19 protein-coding genes and 1 pseudogene are annotated in these 19740 nt (G+C 68.8%); 12 read left to right on the top strand and 8 right to left on the bottom strand.

Annotated features, from left to right (window positions below; genetic code table 11):
- Window positions 1-140: 140 nt before the first annotated feature.
- A pseudogene (locus ACFV9O_RS36045) lies at window positions 141-424 on the top strand (IS701 family transposase); the annotation flags it as partial.
- Window positions 425-963: 539 nt separating this feature from the next.
- Here the strand turns inward: ACFV9O_RS36045 and ACFV9O_RS36040 are convergent.
- Window positions 964-1167, bottom strand: a complete 204-nt coding sequence (locus ACFV9O_RS36040) for a hypothetical protein (protein WP_385426031.1) — start codon at window positions 1165-1167, stop codon at window positions 964-966.
- A gap of 1074 nt (window positions 1168-2241) precedes the next feature.
- Between ACFV9O_RS36040 and ACFV9O_RS36035 the strand changes: the two genes are divergently transcribed.
- Complete coding sequence (locus ACFV9O_RS36035) at window positions 2242-4110, top strand: cellulase family glycosylhydrolase (RefSeq protein ID WP_385426028.1); 1869 nt, start codon at window positions 2242-2244, stop codon at window positions 4108-4110.
- Window positions 4111-4201: 91 nt separating this feature from the next.
- The gene (locus ACFV9O_RS36030) at window positions 4202-4975 is read left to right on the top strand and encodes a hypothetical protein (protein WP_385426026.1); all 774 of its coding nucleotides are present in this window, start codon (window positions 4202-4204) and stop codon (window positions 4973-4975) included.
- 131 nt (window positions 4976-5106) lie between these two features.
- Here ACFV9O_RS36030 and ACFV9O_RS36025 read toward each other — a convergent pair whose 3' ends face one another.
- Window positions 5107-6255 (bottom strand): serine hydrolase domain-containing protein, encoded by a 1149-nt coding sequence (locus tag ACFV9O_RS36025; protein WP_385426024.1) that lies wholly within the window; start codon window positions 6253-6255, stop codon window positions 5107-5109.
- Window positions 6256-6415: 160 nt separating this feature from the next.
- Here ACFV9O_RS36025 and ACFV9O_RS36020 point away from each other — a divergent pair, with 160 nt between their 5' ends.
- The 5 genes from ACFV9O_RS36020 (at window position 6416) to ACFV9O_RS36000 (ending at window position 10992) form a co-directional block, all read left to right on the top strand.
- Complete coding sequence (locus ACFV9O_RS36020) at window positions 6416-6871, top strand: pyridoxamine 5'-phosphate oxidase family protein (RefSeq protein WP_385426021.1); 456 nt, start codon at window positions 6416-6418, stop codon at window positions 6869-6871.
- A gap of 391 nt (window positions 6872-7262) precedes the next feature.
- Entirely contained in the window at window positions 7263-9650 is a 2388-nt protein-coding gene (locus ACFV9O_RS36015; RefSeq protein ID WP_385426018.1) for a nitrate- and nitrite sensing domain-containing protein, read from the top strand.
- Window positions 9647-10057, top strand: coding sequence for a roadblock/LC7 domain-containing protein (locus ACFV9O_RS36010; RefSeq protein ID WP_385426015.1), 411 nt, complete (start codon window positions 9647-9649; stop codon window positions 10055-10057). Before ACFV9O_RS36015 ends, ACFV9O_RS36010 begins: the two co-directional genes overlap by 4 nt.
- Entirely contained in the window at window positions 10050-10415 is a 366-nt protein-coding gene (locus ACFV9O_RS36005; protein WP_385426011.1) for a DUF742 domain-containing protein, read from the top strand. The genes ACFV9O_RS36010 and ACFV9O_RS36005 overlap by 8 nt, the downstream gene beginning before the upstream one ends.
- Window positions 10402-10992, top strand: a complete 591-nt coding sequence (locus tag ACFV9O_RS36000) for an ATP/GTP-binding protein (RefSeq protein ID WP_385426008.1) — start codon at window positions 10402-10404, stop codon at window positions 10990-10992. The genes ACFV9O_RS36005 and ACFV9O_RS36000 overlap by 14 nt, the downstream gene beginning before the upstream one ends.
- Before the next feature lie 52 nt (window positions 10993-11044).
- Here ACFV9O_RS36000 and ACFV9O_RS35995 read toward each other — a convergent pair whose 3' ends face one another.
- Window positions 11045-11653: a DJ-1/PfpI family protein gene (locus tag ACFV9O_RS35995; protein WP_385426005.1), complete on the bottom strand. Its 609-nt coding sequence runs from the start codon at window positions 11651-11653 to the stop codon at window positions 11045-11047.
- Window positions 11654-11941: 288 nt separating this feature from the next.
- On the opposite strand from ACFV9O_RS35995, the gene ACFV9O_RS35990 reads away from it, so the two are divergent.
- Window positions 11942-12637 (top strand): CPBP family intramembrane glutamic endopeptidase, encoded by a 696-nt coding sequence (locus ACFV9O_RS35990; protein ID WP_385426002.1) that lies wholly within the window; start codon window positions 11942-11944, stop codon window positions 12635-12637.
- Between the two features lie 21 nt (window positions 12638-12658).
- Here the strand turns inward: ACFV9O_RS35990 and ACFV9O_RS35985 are convergent, their stop codons facing one another.
- The 4 genes from ACFV9O_RS35985 to ACFV9O_RS35970 all read right to left on the bottom strand — a co-directional run bounded on the left by ACFV9O_RS35985 (window position 12659) and on the right by ACFV9O_RS35970 (window position 16854).
- On the bottom strand, window positions 12659-13474 hold the full coding sequence (locus ACFV9O_RS35985) for an ABC transporter permease (RefSeq protein ID WP_385425999.1): 816 nt from the start codon (window positions 13472-13474) through the stop codon (window positions 12659-12661).
- Between the two features lie 52 nt (window positions 13475-13526).
- Window positions 13527-14411, bottom strand: a complete 885-nt coding sequence (locus ACFV9O_RS35980) for an ABC transporter permease (RefSeq protein WP_385425996.1) — start codon at window positions 14409-14411, stop codon at window positions 13527-13529.
- 8 nt (window positions 14412-14419) lie between these two features.
- Window positions 14420-15622: an ABC transporter substrate-binding protein gene (locus ACFV9O_RS35975; protein WP_385425994.1), complete on the bottom strand. Its 1203-nt coding sequence runs from the start codon at window positions 15620-15622 to the stop codon at window positions 14420-14422.
- Between the two features lie 185 nt (window positions 15623-15807).
- Window positions 15808-16854, bottom strand: coding sequence for an ABC transporter ATP-binding protein (locus ACFV9O_RS35970; RefSeq protein ID WP_385425992.1), 1047 nt, complete (start codon window positions 16852-16854; stop codon window positions 15808-15810).
- Between the two features lie 189 nt (window positions 16855-17043).
- On the opposite strand from ACFV9O_RS35970, the gene ACFV9O_RS35965 reads away from it, so the two are divergent.
- Both ACFV9O_RS35965 and ACFV9O_RS35960 read left to right on the top strand, forming a co-directional pair.
- Entirely contained in the window at window positions 17044-17862 is an 819-nt protein-coding gene (locus ACFV9O_RS35965; RefSeq protein ID WP_385425989.1) for a FadR/GntR family transcriptional regulator, read from the top strand.
- Window positions 17816-18598 (top strand): hypothetical protein, encoded by a 783-nt coding sequence (locus ACFV9O_RS35960; protein ID WP_385425987.1) that lies wholly within the window; start codon window positions 17816-17818, stop codon window positions 18596-18598. Before ACFV9O_RS35965 ends, ACFV9O_RS35960 begins: the two co-directional genes overlap by 47 nt.
- Before the next feature lie 284 nt (window positions 18599-18882).
- On the opposite strand, the gene ACFV9O_RS35955 is transcribed toward ACFV9O_RS35960, so the two are convergent.
- Window positions 18883-19116 (bottom strand): cellulose binding domain-containing protein, encoded by a 234-nt coding sequence (locus ACFV9O_RS35955; protein WP_385425984.1) that lies wholly within the window; start codon window positions 19114-19116, stop codon window positions 18883-18885.
- A gap of 364 nt (window positions 19117-19480) precedes the next feature.
- Between ACFV9O_RS35955 and ACFV9O_RS35950 the strand changes: the two genes are divergently transcribed.
- On the top strand, window positions 19481-19740 hold a 260-nt coding region (locus ACFV9O_RS35950; protein WP_385425981.1), incomplete at its 3' end, for a recombinase family protein.

The raw sequence follows: 19740 nt of genomic DNA, 5'->3' as shown, positions 1-19740 counted from the left end.
CCTAGAGAAACGCCTCTCAGGCGCCCTCACCCATGTCCGCGCAGGTCAGACCCCAGATTAGTGACTCTAGGACGCTGAATTACGCGGAACGCAGGCCAGGGCGTGATCCGGTATCGGGCCGGAGAGCCCATCGCAGAGCACAGCACCAGGTCCGCCGCTACCCTCCTGGACCCGCTGGGTCACCCTCGCCATGCTCGCCCACGCCTTCCTCGCCGTCGTCCGTGCCGACAAACACACCCGCCGTCCCGGACCGGCCGACCTGGTCCCGCTGTCCTGCAACGAGATCCAGCGCCTGTTCATCACGCTCGTCGTCCGGCCGGTCCACGATGCATCCCACCGGCTCAGCTGGTCCGACTGGCGGCGCCGCCATCAAGCCCGGTCCCGCACCAGCCATTACCGGCGACAAGCCGCATCCCAGAGATGAAGATCACGATCTACAGCTGGAGTATTAGACGTCACGGTCAAGCATTCGAACAGCACCGCAAGCCTCACAGCTCCTCGTTGCACCGTTAACAAGGAATTAGGCAACGTTCGCCCTGTAGGGCGTGATGGTTGTCGGTCCCGGCTGTGGTCAGCCGTCGCGGGCAAAGGCGTGATGGGAAATCCGCTTCAATCTTCGAGATTGTGACCCTTTGTCGGTCTGAGCCGGTTCGAGTCCGGTAGCCCGCGACGGTGCTGCTTTGCCCTGGGGTAGTGCATGCGGTGTGACGTGTTTGTGCCGGGTGGCTCGTACACGAGCCGCTGGACCGCGCCGGGCGCCCGCCGTGACCGCCGCGCCCGAGCCGGTTGCGGACCTGGTCAGCGCGCTCGGGGATGGTGTGGCCGATGCCGCGCCATCGCAGCCAGGTGCGGATGGCCTTGGAACTGTAACCCTTGTCGCCCAGGACATGGGCAGGCCCCACGCGGGCCGTCCCGGGCCGCGGGGCACCCGTATCGCTTCCATTACGACGGTGAAGACACGACCTAGCGGACCAGCAGCATCACGACGACCATCGCAGTCAGACATGCCGCGGTGAGCGCCGCGATGCGTGACATGCGTCGGCGGGACGGGAGGGGGACGACCTCGAGGTTCGACCGCCCGGGGATGACGTAGAAGACCCGATTGTGGTCGTCCGTGAGCTCCACTTTGGCCAGCGGCAGATGGCGGATGTCCACCCGTCGGGCCACTTCCCCCTTCTGTCGCGTGAGACGGGGCTCGATTGCGGCGCGGTGGGAGGGGGCGAGGTTCTTCGGCAGACTGTCCTGGATGGTGAGCGTGGCCTTTCGCCAATCCCCTCTGCTCTCCAGCTTTGGCCGAAGAAAGATCAGCGGACGTGGTCCCGGCGAGTTCACATCCTCCCGCCGGACGACCCGCCTGATGAGTCCTGCCTGCCAGGTGGTGAGGCTGCCCTTGCCGGCGCATCGGTCGTGGGCCTCCGTTCCCGCACCCCTGCAGGGCTTGCAGGAAACGAACTCTTTCCCATCGCAGTCGGTACACGTGGTGCGTCCGCTGCCGTGGCACCGGGGGCACGCCGTATCGGGCGCGCCACACCTTTCGCACATGACGCGCTCTCCGGGCCGAGTCGGTTTACGACTGCCTCCCGGTTTGGAGGACTTCACGGGGGTGCTGCGCGCTCCGCCGTTGCCGCCGCACTTGGTGCATGGCGTGATGGCGCGGCAGACGGAGCACACCATGGTGGGTTCACACGCGAGCCGCCCCCGGCCTGAGCAGTTCGCGCACGGGACTTTGCCGTTGCCGCAGGGGCAGGACTCCTCACGCACCGACCCGCGCTTCACGAGCTCGACAGTTTTGGGCACGCTCGGATCCGAGGGCGGGGCGAGCGGATACTCGTCCAGAACGTCGTAGACGGGCCGACCGGACACATCGAACACCCCGGGCTTGCTCTCCTTGCTCTCCGTGCGGGACTCCACGGACCGGGTGATGCGGCACTCGAGTACGGGGAGCCGAGTGATGCGGGCGACGCCCGCGAGCCGCATGCGTTCCGCCTCACCCGGGCGGCCGAGGTGCAGGCCGATTGCTTCGAGGATGTCTTCGTCGGACGGTTCGTCTGTCACGGCGGCTCTCTCCCCCTGTGGCCTCCGTGCCCCCGGACCGCGGGCAGGAGATGCTGTCGAACAGTCTCCAAGTGTGACGCACGGCAGGGCTCAGTAGTAGGGGACCTGCATCACCGACACACTCTCCAACTTGCTCCATACGAAGTCGCGTTGACAATCTGACTGACCGTCAGTAGGTGTAGAGGCATGGATAAAGCGGGCGTACGGCTGACCGTTCTTCTGGTCCTCGTGGCCGCAGTCCTCTGTCCGAGCGGCACAACGTCCGCTGCCTCACCCCTCCCCGGCACCCTCTGGTTCGACGAGCAGGCGGGCGCCTCCTTCACGGTCCAGGACGGCCGCTTCGTCGACGGGCTCGGCCGCGAGTTCGTCCTCCGCGGATACAACGTCTCCGGCGAGACCAAGCTCGAGGAGAACGACGGACTCCCCTTCGCCTCCATCGCCGACGCCGAGAAATCCGCAACGGCCCTGCGCGCACTCGGCGGCGGGAACGCCGTGCGCTTCCTGCTGTCGTGGGCACACGTCGAACCCGTACGCGGCCAGGTCGACCACGCTTATCTGGCCGCCGCCACCGCGCAGATGCAGGCCTTTCTCCGGGCCGGCATCCGGGTCTACCCGGACTTCCACCAGGATCTGTTCTCCCGGCACGTGTTCCATGAGGACAGCTGGTACACAGGCGACGGAGCCCCCAAGTGGGTGGTCGATGCGGGCGGTTACCCGCGGGAATTCTGCGGGATCTGCCTGTTCTGGGGGCAGAACATCACCCAGAACCAGGCCGTGACCAGGGCCTCCCATGACTTCTGGCACAACAAGGGCGGCATCCAGGACGCGTTCCTTGCGACGGCACAGACCACCATGGCGTACGTCGCCGAGCACCTCACCGCGGCCGAGTTCGCAGGCGTCGTCGGCTTCGACCCGTACAACGAGCCGCACGCCGGCACGTACGACTTCGGTCAGACCAGCCGTGCTTGGGAGCGCGACATCCTCTGGCCCTTCTACGAGAAGTTCCGCGCCCGAATGGACGCCGCAGGATGGCGCGACAAGCCGGCGTTCGTCGAGCCGAACCTCTTCTGGAACGCCAATCTCGACTTCCAGCGTCAGGAGGGCGGCCTGCTCGACGCGGGTCGGCTCGGCCCGCGCTACGTCTTCAACACCCACTTCTACGACCAGAAGGCGATCTCCGGCGTCTTCATGTGGGGCAAGGCGAAGGACGGCCAGTACGCGGGCGACTTCGGCACCGTCCGAGACCGCGCCGCAGGCGCGGAGACCGCTGCCGTCGTCAGCGAGTTCGGCCACCCGCTCAGCGGCACGGTCTCCGACAAGGCCCCCACGGTCATGAAGGCGATGTACCAGGCACTCGACTCACGGCTTCCCGGCGCGACGTGGTGGTCCCGCCCGCAGGACTCGGGCCCCGTCCTTTCCGGCACGCAATGGCAGTGGGATATCTACAACGGCCGCCACCACGAACTCATGAACGGCAACCCCGACAAGGTCCTCACTGCCGGCGACGCCTGGAACGACGAGGACCTCTCGGCGGTCCGCCTCGACGACACGGGCACCCCGGTCCTCCGCCAGGACGCCCGCCTGCTGGACCGCCTCTACCCCGGCGCCACGGCCGGACGCGTCGTCGCCTTCACCTACGAGGACCGCTCCCGCGACGGCTCCACCATCCTCACCTGGAACCCGGTGCCGTCGTCCTTGCCACGCGTCCGCGAACTCGTCGGCACCGGTCAGTACGGCCTCCTGCTGTGGCGCTCGGACGGCGCATCGGCCCCCACGGAACTGCACCTCCCGGCCTCCTTCACGCCGTCGAACACGACGGTCGTCTCCGACCTGGGCACGGTGCACGCACCTCCGCCCTACGCCGGCAGCACCCCGATCGCCGTGGCCCCCGAACCGGGCGGAACGGGCAGCCGCCGCCTCCTGCTCACCGCGTCGGGCACCGGTGGTGGCCTGCACTATGCACTGGTGACGAACGGGGCGACGACCGTTCCTTCCGAAGACCTGCTGCGTGGTGCGCGCGAGGAGTTGGTGGGGTGGGCGGCGGGGCAGGACTGAGGACCGGTCGGGCCGGCGCCTGCCTTCGCGGGGGCGACCGAGGCGTCGCGTACGGTGTGACGATCTTGCGGTCCGGTGCGCTGGGAGAACTGTGACCCGCATTTCCCTGCGTTCCTGGCTGCTGCTTGCCGTCCCCGTCGTGACGCTCCTGGTGCTCGTCGTGCTGCTCATGAATCCGTCGGCGGCGTGGCCAGGGCGTTCCGTGGGGGAGCGGCCCGCCCCTGGTGAGCGGTTGACGGATGTCCCGATCCCTGGCGGGGGCACGGCCCAACTGTCGACGTGCGGGGTGGACGACGGGCCTCGACCGCTGCCGCGAGGAGAGGGAGAGCGGGGTGACGTCCCGCAGATGGTGCTGACCGGTTGGGGTGTGTACGACCCCGGGTCGAAGGTGAAGGGCGGTCCTACCTTCACCGTTCACATGGCGGTCCGGGCCGGCGAACGGCCGCTGCTCCTCGACGCGCCGGTGGCCAAGGGCCGGGTCACCATTGACCTGTACGGACCCCACGGGGAAGGCCGCCGGGTCAGCGCGCGCGGGCTCAGTGCGACTGTCGTCGACGGCAGCTATCAGGGCAAGCCCCTTGATGTCCCCCCGTCCGGCCGCTTCCGGATCGCTCCCGGCAAGGATTTGCGCCTCGACGTGGTTGTGCCCGCCGCGGCCATCTGTCCGGGCCGCACGATGCGTGACGTGATCGACTGCACGCCGAAGGACACCAACGACGCCGACGACTGCCCGGTGGTGACCCTCACGTTGTCGGACCCGGCGATCCGCGCGTACCGGGCCGCCGAGGCGGACGGGGAAGAGTCCGGGCTCGTCAGCGACCGGCTTGTTGCGATCTCCCTGGAGCCGGATCTCCGGAAGACGTGATGGCCCGCGCACGCGCGCTCGGCCGTCCACCATCGCGGTCCGTCCATCCGGCGCACCCCGGCGTCCCCCGCATCACGTAGTAGAAGCCGACGTCAGCCAGCTCACGCTGCCATGAGCTGTTGCTCCGCTCCTCAAGCGCCCGCCGCGTACCCCCAGAAGTCCCGCATCAGCGCCGGGAAGCTCGGGCCCGCCATCTCCAGTTGGCTGAACACGATCGTGAGCGCGCCCGTCGAAGGGGTGAGGTACGCGGCCGTGCCGGTGCCGCCGACCCAGCCGTAGCGGCCGGGGACGTTCCAGGGCTCGATGGGGTCGACGTCGACCGAGCCGCCGAAGCCCCAGCCCATGCCCTCCAGGAACAGGCCGCTCGCCTTGCGCTGGGGTGGGGTCAAGTGGTCGGTCGTCATCTGCCGTACCGATTCGGGGGTGAGCAGACGGCGGCCGGCCGCCGTCCCCTCGGCGAGCAGCATCCCGTAGAAGGCGAAGCAGTCGTCGACGGTGGAGACCAGGCCGCCGGCGCCGGACGGGAAGGCGGGCGGCTTGCTCCACTGGCCGTCGGGGGCGTCGACCAGTTCGAGGCCTCCTGCCGGATCGGTCCGGTAGTAGCTGGTGAACCGGTCGAGATTGTCGGCCGGAACGGCGAATGCCGTGTCGGCCATGCCGAGCGGCTCGAAGATCCGTTCCGTGAGGAACTCGGGCAGGGGACGGCCGGAGACCCTGGCGATCAGCACGCCCTGGATGTCGGATGTGGTGTTGTACAGCCAGGCGTCGCCCGGCTGGTGCAGCAGCGGGATGCGGGAGAGCCGTGCCATCCACTCGTCGGGCGGCGGCACGAGTTGAGGCTGCGGAGGCCCCTGCTTCAGCTCGCCGAACAGTGGCGCGACGGCCGGGAGCGAGAAGTCGGAGGGAAAACCGTATCCGGCGCGGGAGGTGAGCAGATCGCCCACGGTGATCGGGCGCGCCGCCGGGACCACGTCATCGATGGGACTCGTCGGCGTGCGGACGACGCTCGGTGACGCCAGCTCCGGCAGCCACTGCCCGACCGGATCGTCCAGCGCGATCCGGCCGTCCTCGATCAGCATCATGACCGCTGCGGCGGTGATCGGCTTGGTGACCGAGGCGATGCGGAAGATCGAACCCCTGGCCATCGGCGAGCTGCCGTCCGTGTCGACCGAGCCGACGGCCTGGACCTCGATCCGGTCGCGGTGGGACACCAGGCCCACCGCTCCCGGCAGCGATCCGCTGCTGACATGCTTGTCGAGGATGTCGTGCAGGTTGGTCATCGGTCCGCCTCCTCGCGCGTGTGCTCGAAATCCAGACTTCCGCCGCAGCCGCGAATCATCGGGAAGAATCGGTCAGATGCGCCCGATCGGCCGACTGCCGGTCACGGGAGACTTCGCCCAGGGGCGTTCGCTCGGCCCCGAGTCCGATGGGAGCAGACACGTGACACTCGACGCACCGCGCACCTTCGATCAACGCCGCAAGGATACGCTCGCACGGTTCGAGACCGATGTGGATGTCTGGGTCTCGACGGCGGACGGGACGGGCGTGCCGTGTCTCGTGCCGCTGTCGTTCCTCTGGGACGGCGAGACGTTCCTCCTCTCCACCGCACGTGGCAACCCCACCGCCCGCAACCTGCACGCCAACGGGCGGGCCCGACTGGCCTTCGGGGCCACACGGGACGTCGTGCTCGTGGAAGGCACCTCCACCACGGTGGAGGTCGGGGATCTCGGTCCTGGGGAAGGTGACGCGTTTGCCGCCAGGACCGGCTTCGACCCGCGTGAGATCCGGCCGCCCTACCCGTACTTCCGTATCACGCCCGTCTGGATCCAGGCCTGGCGCGAGGTCAATGAGATCGCCGGGCGCGATCTCATGAAGGACGGCCGCTGGCTGGGATGAGGTCACCGATCCGAACGGGCCGGCGCGGCCGCCCCTTCGCCGAAGTGGCCACCGCCCGTATCCCTGTGCCGCTCGCTCCCGAGGCGGGGCCGGCCTTGACGAGCTCGAGGCGCCTGATCTGCGCAGAACGTGCGCTCTGCCGGATTCCGGCCGAATGCTTACCAGTTGGGTTCCGGCAGGCGCTCTGATGTGCCACACATCTTGCGGCCCTTAGCACGTAGCTGATCACCAGCACAACCTCTCATTTTCTTTCTGTGGCTGGTTATGATCGGCATCTCTCAGGTTCCACCGAATCCGGAACGAGCGTTCCCCCAGCCCCTCCCCAGGAGCTGCGCCCCGACCGGTCGGTGGTCTGTCCAGGCTGCTCCGCTCCCGAGGACTGATGTCTCCCATGGAACCCACAGGGTCGCGAGGCCTGTCGAGGACTCGTCGGCTGCGCACCGTGCGCCTGCGCACGCTGCTCATCTGGCTGGCGGTGGTCCCCGTCGTGGCGATGGGCGCCCAATCCACCGTGACCGCGAACCGATTGCTGGAGCAGGCCGAGCTTCTGCGCGCCGACGTGGAGTCGGGTGAGCGGATCGGTGTACCCCTGTACAGGCTCATGGTGGAGATGCAGGCGGAGCGCACGATGGCTGCCACGCGCTGGGCGGGCTCGTCGGTGTCCGATGCCGCCATGCTGAAACAGCGCGCCGCCACGGACCGGGCCGCGGCCGCGGCCCGCCACGCGGCGGACACCGTGAGCACGGTGTCCGAGGAGGCGGACCGCCGCCTGCTGGAGGTCACGGAGGGCCTCGACGACCTGGACGCCTACCGCGAGCGCACGGATGGCGGCACCGGAAACGCCAACAGCACGCTCGCGTACTACACCGGCCTGATCAGCCAGATGATCCGCTACTACCAGGACGAGCTGAGCCAGACGGAGGACGGCGGGCTGACCCAGGAGAGCCGCGTGGTCGTCGCCATGTTCTCGGCGTCCGAGATGGTGGCCCAGGAGGACATGATCCTCGCTCAGGCCGGGCCGTCCAGGGAGCTGACCACCTCCCGGTTCTCCGACTTCGTCAACGCCGTCGGAGCCCAGCGGTACCTGTACGACATCTGGATCGTGCCGTATCTGCCGGAAGAGCAGAACGACCTGTACGCGCAGATGGTCGGCTCGGCAGCGTGGCAGACCAAGGGCCGCATCGAGAACGCGGTCCTGTCCGAGCACTGGGCCGGCGACGACGGTGTGAAGCTGCCCCGGGAGGTCGACGACTGGCGGGCCGCGCAGGCGCAGTGGGGTCCGCAGCTGAGCAGTCTGAATGCCGACCGGTCCCGGGGACTGCTCGCACGCGCCGACGCCCGCGCTGTGGAGCTCGAGGCAGAGGTCGCCTGGCTGATCACGGGAAGCGCCGGCGCACTGCTGGTCGTCGCGGTCATCGTCGTGTTCACCACGCGCTCGGTGCTGCGCCGCCTGCGCCGACTGCACGAGCGCACGGTGACCATCGCAGAGGAAACGCTGCCGGAGGTCGTCGACCGGCTGCAGCGCGGCTGGCCCGTCGACGTCGACGCACTGCCCACAGTCCGCGGAGAACAGGACGAAGTGGGACGTGTCAGCGACGCGTTCGCCCGTGTTGTCGCCGTGTCCGTCGACGGCCAGAGGCAGCTCGCGGCCGAGCGTCATGGCTTCGGCATGTTCGCCGCGGGCATCGCCTCACGCACCGGAAACCTGGTCAGCCGGCAGCTGAGCCTCACCGAGGAGCTCCAGGACACCTTCGGCCACGACGAAGCACTCCTGGCCCAGCTGATGCGCGCCGACCAGCTGACGGTCGGTATGCGGCGGCAGATCGAGAACCTGCTCATCCTGGCGGGCGGCGAGATTACCGACCCCCACACCGAGCCCATGCGCATCGCCGACCTGCTGCGCGAAGCAGCCGCGGAGGTCGAGGACTTCCGGCGGATCGAGCGGCAGGCGCTGGACGAGATCAGTGTGGAAGCTCCCGTGATCAGTCAGATCAGCCACCTCCTGGCCGAGCTGCTGGACAATGCGACCCGGTTCTCCCCGCCGAGGTCGAAGGTCGTCATCCGGGCCGAGCTGCTGGCTGACGGGCTGTCGATCGAGATCGAGGACCGTGGCCCGAGGGTGACTCCCGCCACCTACGAGGAGATGAACGGACGCCTGCACTCGGCGCCGCCGTACGCCGTCCTGGCGGAGAACGCCCATCGGCTGGGACTCTTCGTGGTCGGCCACCTCGCCGACCAGCTCGGGGCCACGGTCACGCTGCGCAGGTCGGTGTTCGGAGGGACGTCGGCCGTGGTGATCCTTCCCAAGGAGTTGCTGGTGCCGACCGAGAGCGAACCGAAACCGGTGCGCGCGGGGGTCAAACCGGCACACGAGCCCGCTCCCGTGCAGCCCGCTCCCGTGCAGCCCGCTCCCGTGCAGCCCGCTCCCGTGGAGCCCGCCCGCGCGCAGTCCGCCCCTGAGCCGGGCGGCCCCGGCGACGGCAAGCCCGAGCTGGTCCTGCACAAGGGGTCCGGGTTGCCGATCCGCCCGACGCACGAGCGGCCGCAGGAGACCGCGCAGCCTGTTCGCGCCGCCGCAAGGGACGCCGACACGCGTCCGACCCTCCCCGAACGGGTTCCGCAGACCCACATGGCCGAGCAGCTCCGTGCGCCACGACGCGCACCGGCAGCAGCGGCCGTGCAGGACGAGGCAACTCCTGAAGAGGTGGCCGACGCCTGGGCGGACTACGAACAAGGGACCCAGATGGTGGAAGACGAGCTCCGACGGGATCAGCCATGACGACGACATCCAACGACATGATCTACAGCGTCCTGGACAACAACCTGAGCAGGATCGCCGGCATCAAGGGAGCCGTGCTGCTGTCCAACGACGGGATCATGCTCAGCGCCTACCTGCTGGACCGGCCCGAGGGGGAGCGCATCGCAGCGGCGTCCTCCGGAATCGCGGCCACGATGAAGGCCATATCCCGGGAGATCGACGGCGGCCGGGTGATCCGCCAGCTGGTCGAGATGGACGACAGGTATCTCTGCATCGTCGGATGCGGGGAGGGGAGCACCCTCATCGTCGTGACCTCCCGCAAGGCACGGCTCGGGGAACTGGGCGGCGAGGCCGTACGGACCGCACAGGCGCTCGGCGAATGGCTGGGCACACCTGAGCGCACCGAGGCGCCCAGTCGAAATGGCTGACGCGCCGCACCAAGGAGGCCGCCGCCGGACGCGGTTGTACGCCCTGACCGATGGGCGTACGACCGCTGCGCACACTGCGCTGACCATGGACACCACGGTCATGTCGGCGGTCTCTTCGGCTGCCCGCGACGGCCTGCCCAGCGAGTGGCAGGCCATCCTCTCCATGTGTACGCCGCCGAACGGCCGGGCAGTCGCCGAGGTCGCGGCCCGGATGCACATGCGCCTCACTCCCATGATCCTTCTTCTCGGCGAACTGGAGGACCGCGGGCTGATCCAGCACAGGTCGCCCCTGGAAGAGGCCGAGACCACCAATGTCCACGTGCTCATGAGAATCAGGGACAACCTTGCCCGGATATGACACCTCTGCCCAGGAAGCGGCCCCCGTCAAGATCCTGATCGCCGGGGGATTCGGCGTCGGCAAGACGACGCTGGTCGAGACGATCTCCGAGATCGAGCCGCTGCGTACGGAGGAGCTGCTGACGGCCGCGGGCGTCGGCGTCGACGACCTCGAGGGGATCGAATCCAAGGCCCTGACCACCGTGGCGATGGATTTCGGCCGTATCACGCTCGCGGACGCCGGTGTCGTCCTCTATCTGTTCGGCACGCCGGGCCAGGAGCGCTTCTGGTTCATGTGGGACGACCTGCTGAACGGGGCTCTCGGGGCGATGGTGCTGGTCGACACCCGGCGCCTCGACCGCAGTTTCCCGGCCGTCGACTTCTTCGAGAACCGCGGGCTCCCGTTCGTGGTCGGCGCGAACTGCTTCCACGGCGAACAGCCGTACAGCGCCGAGGAGATCAGGGCGGCACTGCACCTCCGTGACCCGGACACACCCATCCTCATGCTCGACGCCCGCTCCCGTGACGACGTGCGCGGAGCCCTGCTCTCACTCCTCGACACGCTGATCGCCGAGGCACGGATGGTGACGCCCGTCTGAAGACGGAGTCGTCGCCAAACTGCAGGCGGCACCAAAGGCTGATCGCGGGGCGTCAGCGCAGTGCAACCTCGCCCGCGTGGACGGCACGCAGGGCGCGCTCGACAGTGTCCTGGTTTTCGCCGACCGGAGCCACGTAGCCGATCACGTCGCGCGCGGCGTCCTCCCCGAGCATTCGGGTGATCACCCACGTGGCGAGATACTGGGACGCCAGGCAACCGCCCGCCGTAGCGATGTTCCCCTCGGCGTGGAACGGCGCGTCCAGCACGGTGACGTCGCAGGCTTCGACAAAGGGCCGGCTCTTCATGTCCGTGCAAGCCGGCATGCCACCCAGCAGCCCGAGGCGCGCCAGCACCAGCGCGCCGGAGCACTGCGAACCGATCAGCTGTCGCGAAGGGTCGAGGGGCAACATGGAGAGCAGCCGGTCGTCGGCGACCACGTCGCGGGTCTTCACCCCGCTACCGATCAGTACGACGTCGGCTTCGGTCACGAACTCCATCGGGCGCTGCCCGGTCACCTCGACGCCGTTCATCGACGTGACCACCGGTGTCGGCGTCGTAATGAAGGCCTCCAAGCCGTCCTTACGGCACCGGTTGATCAGCGCGGACGCGATGAAGCTGTCGAGTTCGTTGAACCCGTCGAAGGTGACCACGGCTACCTGCATCACAACTCCTTCAAGTACGGCATCGGATCTGCAGTCTCCCTGGCGCGCCGTTCCGGAACGAGGGCCAATCAGCGGCTAATGGCCTGCCTACCGCCGCGCTGCGTTCGAGCTCCGAGCCTGAGTCGTTCCTGCAGGCCACCGCGTCGAGCCTCCGCGGCTCGGGGTCCGGGTCCCGGGTGGAGTCCGGGGCAGTGCTCCGGGCCCGGCGGTGCCGCTCAGCCTTCGTACCCGGGCCGGGCGGCGCGTTGCGCGCAGCCCGTCGCCGGGATCGGACATGCTCCTGTGACCATGGGGATGCTCCTCCTCGCCGTCGCGGTGCTCGCCGCCACGAACGTGCTCGTCAACCGGCTCGGGCCCGAGCTGTACGTGCCCGTCTGCGCGGCCGCGGCGGGCGCGCTCGTGGGGATCGCCCGGCTGGCGGGGCTCACCTGGGACGAGCTGGGGCTCGGCGGTTCCTCCGCCCGGCGAGGTCTGCGGTGGGGGCTCGTCCTGGCCGGCGCCGTGATCGTGGTCTACCTGCTGGCGCTGGCCCTGCCGTACACCCGTGAGGCGTTCCAGGACGAGCGTGCAGCCGAGCTGACCGCGGGACAGCTGGTGTACCGCGTGCTGGCGCGGGTGCCGTTCGGGACCGTGTTGTTGGAGGAGATCGCGTTCCGGGGTGTCCTGTGGGGGATGATGCGGCGCCGATGGGGCGCCGCCTGGGCCACCGGCGTCTCCTCGGCGCTCTTCGGGCTGTGGCACATTCAGCCGTCCCGCGGGCTCACACGCTCGAACGCGGCGATGGAGGCGGTCTTCGGCACCGGCGGGACCGCGGTCGCGCTGTCGGTGACCGCGGCGGTCGTGGGCACCGCGCTTGCCGGTGTGGGGTTCTGCGAGCTGCGCCGCCGGTCGGGGAGCCTGATTCCCCCGATGGCGCTGCACTGCGCCCTCAACAGCGCGGGCTATGCGCTGGCGTGGGCGGCCGGCCGCTGGTGGGGCAGCTGACCGCCGCGCAGTTCGGGAATCTCAGATCCTGCTGCCCGAGGCCGTGTCGCTCGACAGGCGCTGGGCGAGGTAGATCGGGATCACCGACAGCAGGACGAGCACGGCGGCGACGACATTGACCACCGGAGCCTGCTGGGGGCGGGCCATGTTGGAGAAGATCCACACCGGGAGCGTCTGTACCCCGGGGCCCGCGGTGAACGTGGTGACCACGATCTCGTCGAAGGACAGCGCGAAGGCCAGCAGCGCGCCCGCGACCAGTGCGGAGCGCACCATCGGGAAGGTGACGTCCCAGAAGGCGCGGAAGGTGTGGGCGCCCAGGTCCATGGCGGCTTCCTCGTACGAGCCGGACATCCGGCGCAGCCGGGCGGCCACATTGTTGAAGACCACCACGATGCAGAAGGTGGCGTGCCCGACGACCACCGTGAACATGCCGAGGCCGACACCCAGCGGTTCGAGCACCGTACGGAACGCGGTGTTGAGTGCGACACCGGTGATGATGCCGGGCAGCGCGATCGGCAGCACGACCACGAAGGAGATCGCCTCGCGGCCGAAGAACCGGTAGCGCTGCACGGCGAAGGCGATGAGCGTGCCGAGGACCAGCGCGATGGCGGTGGCACCGAGGCCCGCCTTGACCGAGGTCCACAGGGCTTCGCGGGCCCCGGCGCTCTGCCAGGCGGCCGTCCACCAGTCGAAGGTGAGCCCGGGTGGCGGCCAGCCCGAACTGCGGTCGGGGTTGAGGGAGTTGACCAGGACCAGCAGCAGCGGGACGTAGATGACCGCGAAGCCGAGCCCGGCGGCGATGCGCAGGGTGATGCGCGCGGGGCGGGAGAGGTTCATCGGGGGGCCTTCGCTTTCACGGGCGCTTCCACAGGGGCTTCCACGGGCGCTTTCACAGACTGCTCAGCGCTCCGGTGCGCCGCACCGCCAGCAGGTACAGGACGATGATCACCACGGGAACGGTGCCCAGCGCGGCGGCCAGCGGCAGGTCCAGCGTGATGTTGGAGTAGATGAGATTGCCGATGAGCTGGGTCTTCCCGCCGACGATCTGGACGGCGATGTAGTCGCCGAGACTGAGCGAGAAGGTGAAGACCGAACCGGCCGCCACGGACGGCAGGATCATCGGCAGGACCACGGACTTCAGGGTCCGTCCGGCCCGGGCGCCGAGGTCCGCCGAGGCGTCCAGCAGGTTCGCGGGAAGCTGCTCGAGTCCGGCGTGGATCGGCAGGATCATGTACGGCAGCCAGAGGTAGGTCAGCACCATGATGGTGGCGGCCAGTCCGTAGCCGGGGCCGTCGAGCCCGAGCGGCTTCAGCGCCCAGTCGAGGAGTCCGTCCTCGGCGAGAATGAGCCGCCAGGCGTAGGCCTTGACGAGGTAGCTCGCCCACAGCGGGGTGAGGATCGCGACGACCAGCAGCGGCCGCCACTTCGGCCGGGCGATCCGGGCCGTGTAGAAGGCGATCGGGAAGGCGATCACCACGCAGATCGCGGTGACCGCGAGAGCGACGCCGACACTGCGCAGGGCGACCTGCCGGTAGACGTCGGTGGTGAACAGGGCGGTGAAGTTGTCGGCGGACCAGATCCTCACCACGTTGGAGGTGAAGGAGTCGGTGGTCCAGAACGCGGACATGAAGAGCACGGCCAGCGAACCGAGGTAGGCCAGGACGAGCCAGGCCAGAGGCGCGGAGAGGAGCAGGGACAGCTGCAGCCGGGAACGGCGGTGCAGAGTCCCGGCGAGCCGCCGGACGAATCCGGCGGCCGGCGCGGTCTGCGTCATGTGTGTGCTCAGCCCTTGATCTCGGTCCAGGCCTGGACCCACTTGGCGTAGGGCACGCACTTGGTGTCCGTACGGCCGTCGATGCACTGGTCGATGGGGGTCGTCCAGAAGTGGACGTTCTTCCAGTACGCCTCGTCCTCCGCGTGGAAGGTGGTGCAGTGGTTCTTGTCCGCGGTCAGGGCGCAGGCCCGGGAGTTGGACGGAGCCTCACCGAAGTACTCGGCGACCTGGGCGTTCGCCTTCGGGGAGATGATCCAGTCCAGCCACTTGTAGGCGCAGTTGGGGTTCTTGGCCTTGGCGGAGATCATCCAGGTGTCCGACCAGCCGGTGGCACCTTCCTTCGGCAGCACCGCGTCGACAGGGGCCTTCTCTGCCTGGGCGGCGTTGACGATCACCTGCCAGCTGGTGCCGACCACCGAGTCGCCGCTCTTGAACGCGGAGATCTCCTTGAGGTAGTCGCTCCAGTACTCGCCGACGTTGACGTTCTGCTCCTTGAGCAGCGCGACGGAGGCGTCGAACTGCTTCTGGTCCAGTGCGTACGGGTTCTTGATGCCGAGCTCGGGCTTGGTCTTCATGAGATACAGCGCGGCGTCGGCGATGTAGATCGGGGAGTCGTACGCCGTGACCTTGCCCTTGTACGGCGAGGCCTCGTCGAACACCACGGACCACGACGTCGGGGCCGGGGTGACCTTCTCCTTGTTGTACATCAGCACGTTGGCTCCGCGGCCGTGCGGGATGCCGTACGAGACGCCGTTGACGGTGTTCCACTGCTTGTTCTTGAGACCGGGGAACACGTCCTTGTAGTTGGGCACGAGGCCGGTGTTGACGGGCACGGCGTCGCCGGACGCGATCAGCCGCAGTCCCGCGTCACCGGAGGCGGAGACCGCGTCGTACTGACCCGTCTTCATCAGGCTGACCATCTCGTCCGAGGTGCCCGCGGTCTTGGTGTTGACCTGGCAGCCGCTCTGCTTCTCGAACTCGGTGACCCAGTCGATCTTCGGGTCGTTGGAGCCGTCCTCGGCGTAGCCGGCCCATGCGATCAGGTTCACCTGGCCTTCGGACGTGCCGAGCGTCTTCTGGGCGCTGAGCTTCGGCGGGGTGAAACCGCTGCCGCCGGGCGCACCCTTCGGGCTGTCGGAGGAGCCGCAGGCGGATATGAGGAGCAGGGAGCCGGCGGCGGTGGCGGCCATCAGCGATCGGTTCAGGCGCACGGGGATCTCCACGGGTGAGGAAGGGGACGGGGTGGGAGGAACTGGGCAGCGGGAGGGAGCGGTGGCGGGAGTGAGCGGGAAGAGGAGCCGGCGGGGAGCGGGAACGGGGAGGTGGTGGGGCGGAACGGGGGAGCGCGGCCCTTGCATGTGCGTCACGCCGACCGCACGTGCCTCGCGCCCTTCGCTCAGGTCGTCTGCTTCGCCTCGGGCACCAGGAAGTTGTGGCGGTTGTGCCACTGGAGTCCGACGCGGGAGCCGCGGTAGGCGGCGACGTCATCGGACGAGGTCTCCAGGTTCTGCTGGAGCGCGGTGAGGCGCCCCCCGGCGTCGAGATCCACCAGGAAGCGGGTCGCGTCCCCCAGGTAGACGGCCTCCGCGACGGTGCCGACAGCGGTGGAGTGGTCCGGCGTGCCGACCGCCGCCGGCTCCTTGAGCACGCGGATCTTCTCCGGACGGATGCTGTACGTGCCGGCCGTGCCGACCACCTGCTCGGCGGCCCGGCCGGTCAGCAGGTTCGACGTGCCGACGAAGCCGGCGACGAATGGCGTGGCGGGCCGCTCGTAGATCTCGGCCGGGGTGCCGACCTGTTCGACGCGGCCCTTGTTGAAGACGGCGATCCGGTCGCTCATCGTCAGCGCCTCCTCCTGGTCGTGCGTGACGAAGACGAAGGTGATGCCGACCTCGCGCTGGATCGCCTTGAGTTCGACCTGCATCTGCTCGCGCAGCTTGAGGTCCAGGGCGCCGAGCGGCTCGTCGAGCAGCAGCACCTTCGGGCGGCCGACCAGGGCGCGGGCCAGCGCCACGCGCTGGCGCTGGCCGCCGGAGAGCTGCGACGGGCGGCGGTCGCCGAGACCTTCCAGCTGTACGCGCGCCAGCGCGTCACGGGCCTGCTCCAGACGCGCGGCCTTCGGCACCTTGCGGATCTTCAGGCTGTAGGCGACGTTCTGCTCCAGCGTCATGTGCGGGAAGAGCGCGTAGTCCTGGAAGACGGTGTGCACATCCCGCTCGAACGGGGCGAGGCGGGTGACGTCGGATCCGGCGAGCTCGATGGTGCCGGCGGTGGGCGGCTCGAACCCGGCGATCATCCGGAGCACCGTGGTCTTTCCCGAGCCGGAGGGGCCGAGCATCGAGAAGAACTCGCCGTCCGCGATGTCCAGGTCGACGCCGGCCACCGCCTCTGTCCGGCCGTATGCCTTGCGCAGGTTCCGGAGCCGGATCGTCATTCCCTCCATGAGCGGGGGACCTTTCTGCTGCGGTCGTCGGATGGCGTGTGTCTCGGCGCTGTCGACCGGCGCAGTTGCCCGGCGTTGCCCGTGTCGGCGTCCGGCGCTGCCGGGTGCGAGCGAAAACATATGAAGTCATAGTTCAAAGCTCAAGACCCCTCTAAGGTAAAGGCTGAGTCAATCCGCAGGGTGGTGGTCGTGAACCGAGACAAAGCCGACGTCCGCAGAGCCGTTTTCACGCCTGTCGACACCCGGGCCCGCGTGGACGCCGTCGTGCGTCGCCTGGCTGATGCCATCGAGCTCGGGCTGCTGGCCGACGGCGAACAACTGCCGGGCGAGACCGACCTCGCCGCGCAGCTCGGTGTCTCCACCGTGACCTTGCGCGAGGCGCTGATGGCCCTGCGCCAGCAAGGTCTCGTCACCACGCGCAGAGGCCGCGGCGGCGGCACCTTCGTCACCCTGCCCGACGGGCCGACGGAGGAGCGGCTGCGGGCCCGGCTGGCCGACTGGAGCACCGAGGAACTCCGCGATCTCGCCGACCACTGGGCCGCGGTCTCGGGAGCCGCCGCCCGGCTCGCCGCCCAGCGCACCGAGCCGGACGACCTGCAGCCACTGCGCAGGACCCTGGACGAGCTGACCGACGCCGCGGAGCCGTCGGCCCGCAGCCGGATCTGCTCGCGCTTCCACGTGGAACTGGCCGCTGCCGCCCAGTCCGCCCGGTTGACCCGCGAGGAGGTCGCCATCCAGACCGAGGTGGGGACCCTGATGTGCCTCATCCTTGACGATGATGGATATCTCATGGAGGTGACCGATCGTCACCGCGCTGTGATCTCCGCCGTGCAAGATGGTGCGGGCGAGCGTGCCAGAGCCCTGGCGGAACAAGGTGTGCAGGCCTCCTTGACACGCCTGATCGGACTCCGACTCCGCTCCGCCGGCGGCGCGCGCGGTCTCCGTCCCGAGGAGGGCTCCCATGGCCAGCAGTCCCCGACTCGTGAGCGCGGCGGCAGCCGCTCCTGACGAAACGGTCGCCGACGTGGCTGCCGGAATCCGTGACGCCCTCGAAGGTGTCTTCGACGCCGTGTCCCGGACGTGCGCCGACACCCAGGCGCTCCTCGGCTCGGTGTCGGCCGAGGGGCGCCGGCCCGTCTCCGCCGACCTCGCCCCGATGCGGCCCGGTCTGCACGAGCGGCTCGGCCGGTACGAACTGGTCTCGGGGATCGGGTTCGTCGCCGTACCCGGGTTGCTCGCCGATGTGTCGGCCTGGCTGGAGTGGTGGCAGACCGACGGGAACGGCCACGTCCGTCCGCTGGTGCCCGACCTTGATCCGCAGCACTCCGCGTACTCGGACTACACCCACTGGGACTGGTTCACCCTGCCGAGGGACACCGGGCGGCGAGCGGTCGCGGGACCCTATGTGGACTACCTCTGTTCCGACGAGTACAGCCTGACCCTCTCCGCGCCGGTGACCGTCGAAGGCCGGTTCGTGGGCGTGGCCGCTGCCGACGTGTACCTGCGGAACTTCGAAGCCGCCGTACTGCCCCTGCTCCAGCGGCTGACGATTCCCGCTCGGCTGGTCAATGCACGGGGCCGCGTCGCTGCGTCCACCGACCCGCACCACCTCGCCGGTTCGCTCACCAAGAGCGCCGCGTTCGCCACCCTGCCGGCCGGCCCCCAGCACTCCACCGTCCACGACGGGTTGCGCCTGTATCCGTGCGACGGTGTTCCCCTGGTGCTCGTCACAGAAGCCGCGTGACGGTTCGGGGCAGCACCGGTCACCCCGGTGCGGCCCGAGTTCAACGGGGGAGCACTCCGCCCCGGGTGAACAGACGGCCGGGCAGCGGAAATCAGGGCTGGGTGCACCAGGCCATGGCGCCGTTCACATGGACGCCGATCCTGGGTGCGTCCACGAAGGCCGCGTTCGTGCCGCGGCTGTAGTCGTCCGCCTCGTTGAAGTTCGACCAGTCGGAACGGTGGACGCGGAGCTGGATCTCCCCGGTGGAAGCCCCAGCGGCGAGCGAACCCCGGAGAGGTTCACCTTCAGACAGTGATCGGCGCCGGTCGCCGAGCCGTTGACGACCACCGAGTGGATGAGGGTGGAACAGCCCAGCTGCGCCCAGTCGCACCAGTGGCGTACGAACTTGCACTGTCGGCGAACCAGTAACGGACCTCCACCCCGGACAGGCTCTGTGCCCCGGCGCCGGTGTTGACCAGCTGGAGACTCATCCGGATCACGTTGTCCGTGGCGTTGGTGCCACCGGTCTTGTACTGCACCTTCAGATTGCCGTTGCCGGTGCCACCCTGTGTCGTCCGGCCGGTGACCGGATCGGTCTGCGTCGTACTGCCAACTGAGGTCCCCCGCCACCGCTGCCTCAGGGTGCGACCGTGTCACTGTGACGGCTTCATGTGAGCCGTGGATAGGCTCGCTCGGCCCGTGTGCCCGAGCGGTTCGCCCGGTCAATGAAAGAGGACGATGAGATGTCTGTGCATGTGATCGTGTTGCCAGGAGGCGGCTACGAGCTGCACGCCGAGCACGAGGCCCAGCCGATCGTCGATTGGCTCGAAGGTTACGAACTGCTCGGGCTTGAGTCAACTCTAGTGAGTCTTATAGCCTCTGAGTGGCTGTTATGGTCACTGCATGAACCTCAAGGAGTGGGCGAAGGTGAACGGTGTGCACCCGCATACCGCCTATCGCTGGTTCCGTGAGGGGACGTTGCCGGTCCCGGCCGAGCGGGTCGGACCGCGCACGATTCTGGTCAACGTTGAGGCGAATTCCTTACCGGCCGTGACGGGCGGTGTGGGTCTCTATGCCCGCGTGTCGTCGCACGATCAGAAGTCTGATCTTGAACGTCAGGTTGCCCGGCTCGCACAGTGGGCTGCCGCCGGCGGCCACCGTGT

Source organism: Streptomyces sp. NPDC059909 (genome assembly GCF_042730885.1).
Taxonomy (GTDB): Bacteria; Actinomycetota; Actinomycetes; order Streptomycetales; family Streptomycetaceae; genus Streptomyces.
The sequence above is the reverse complement of the archived record's forward strand: the minus strand, read 5'-3'. Positions and strand labels throughout refer to the sequence as shown.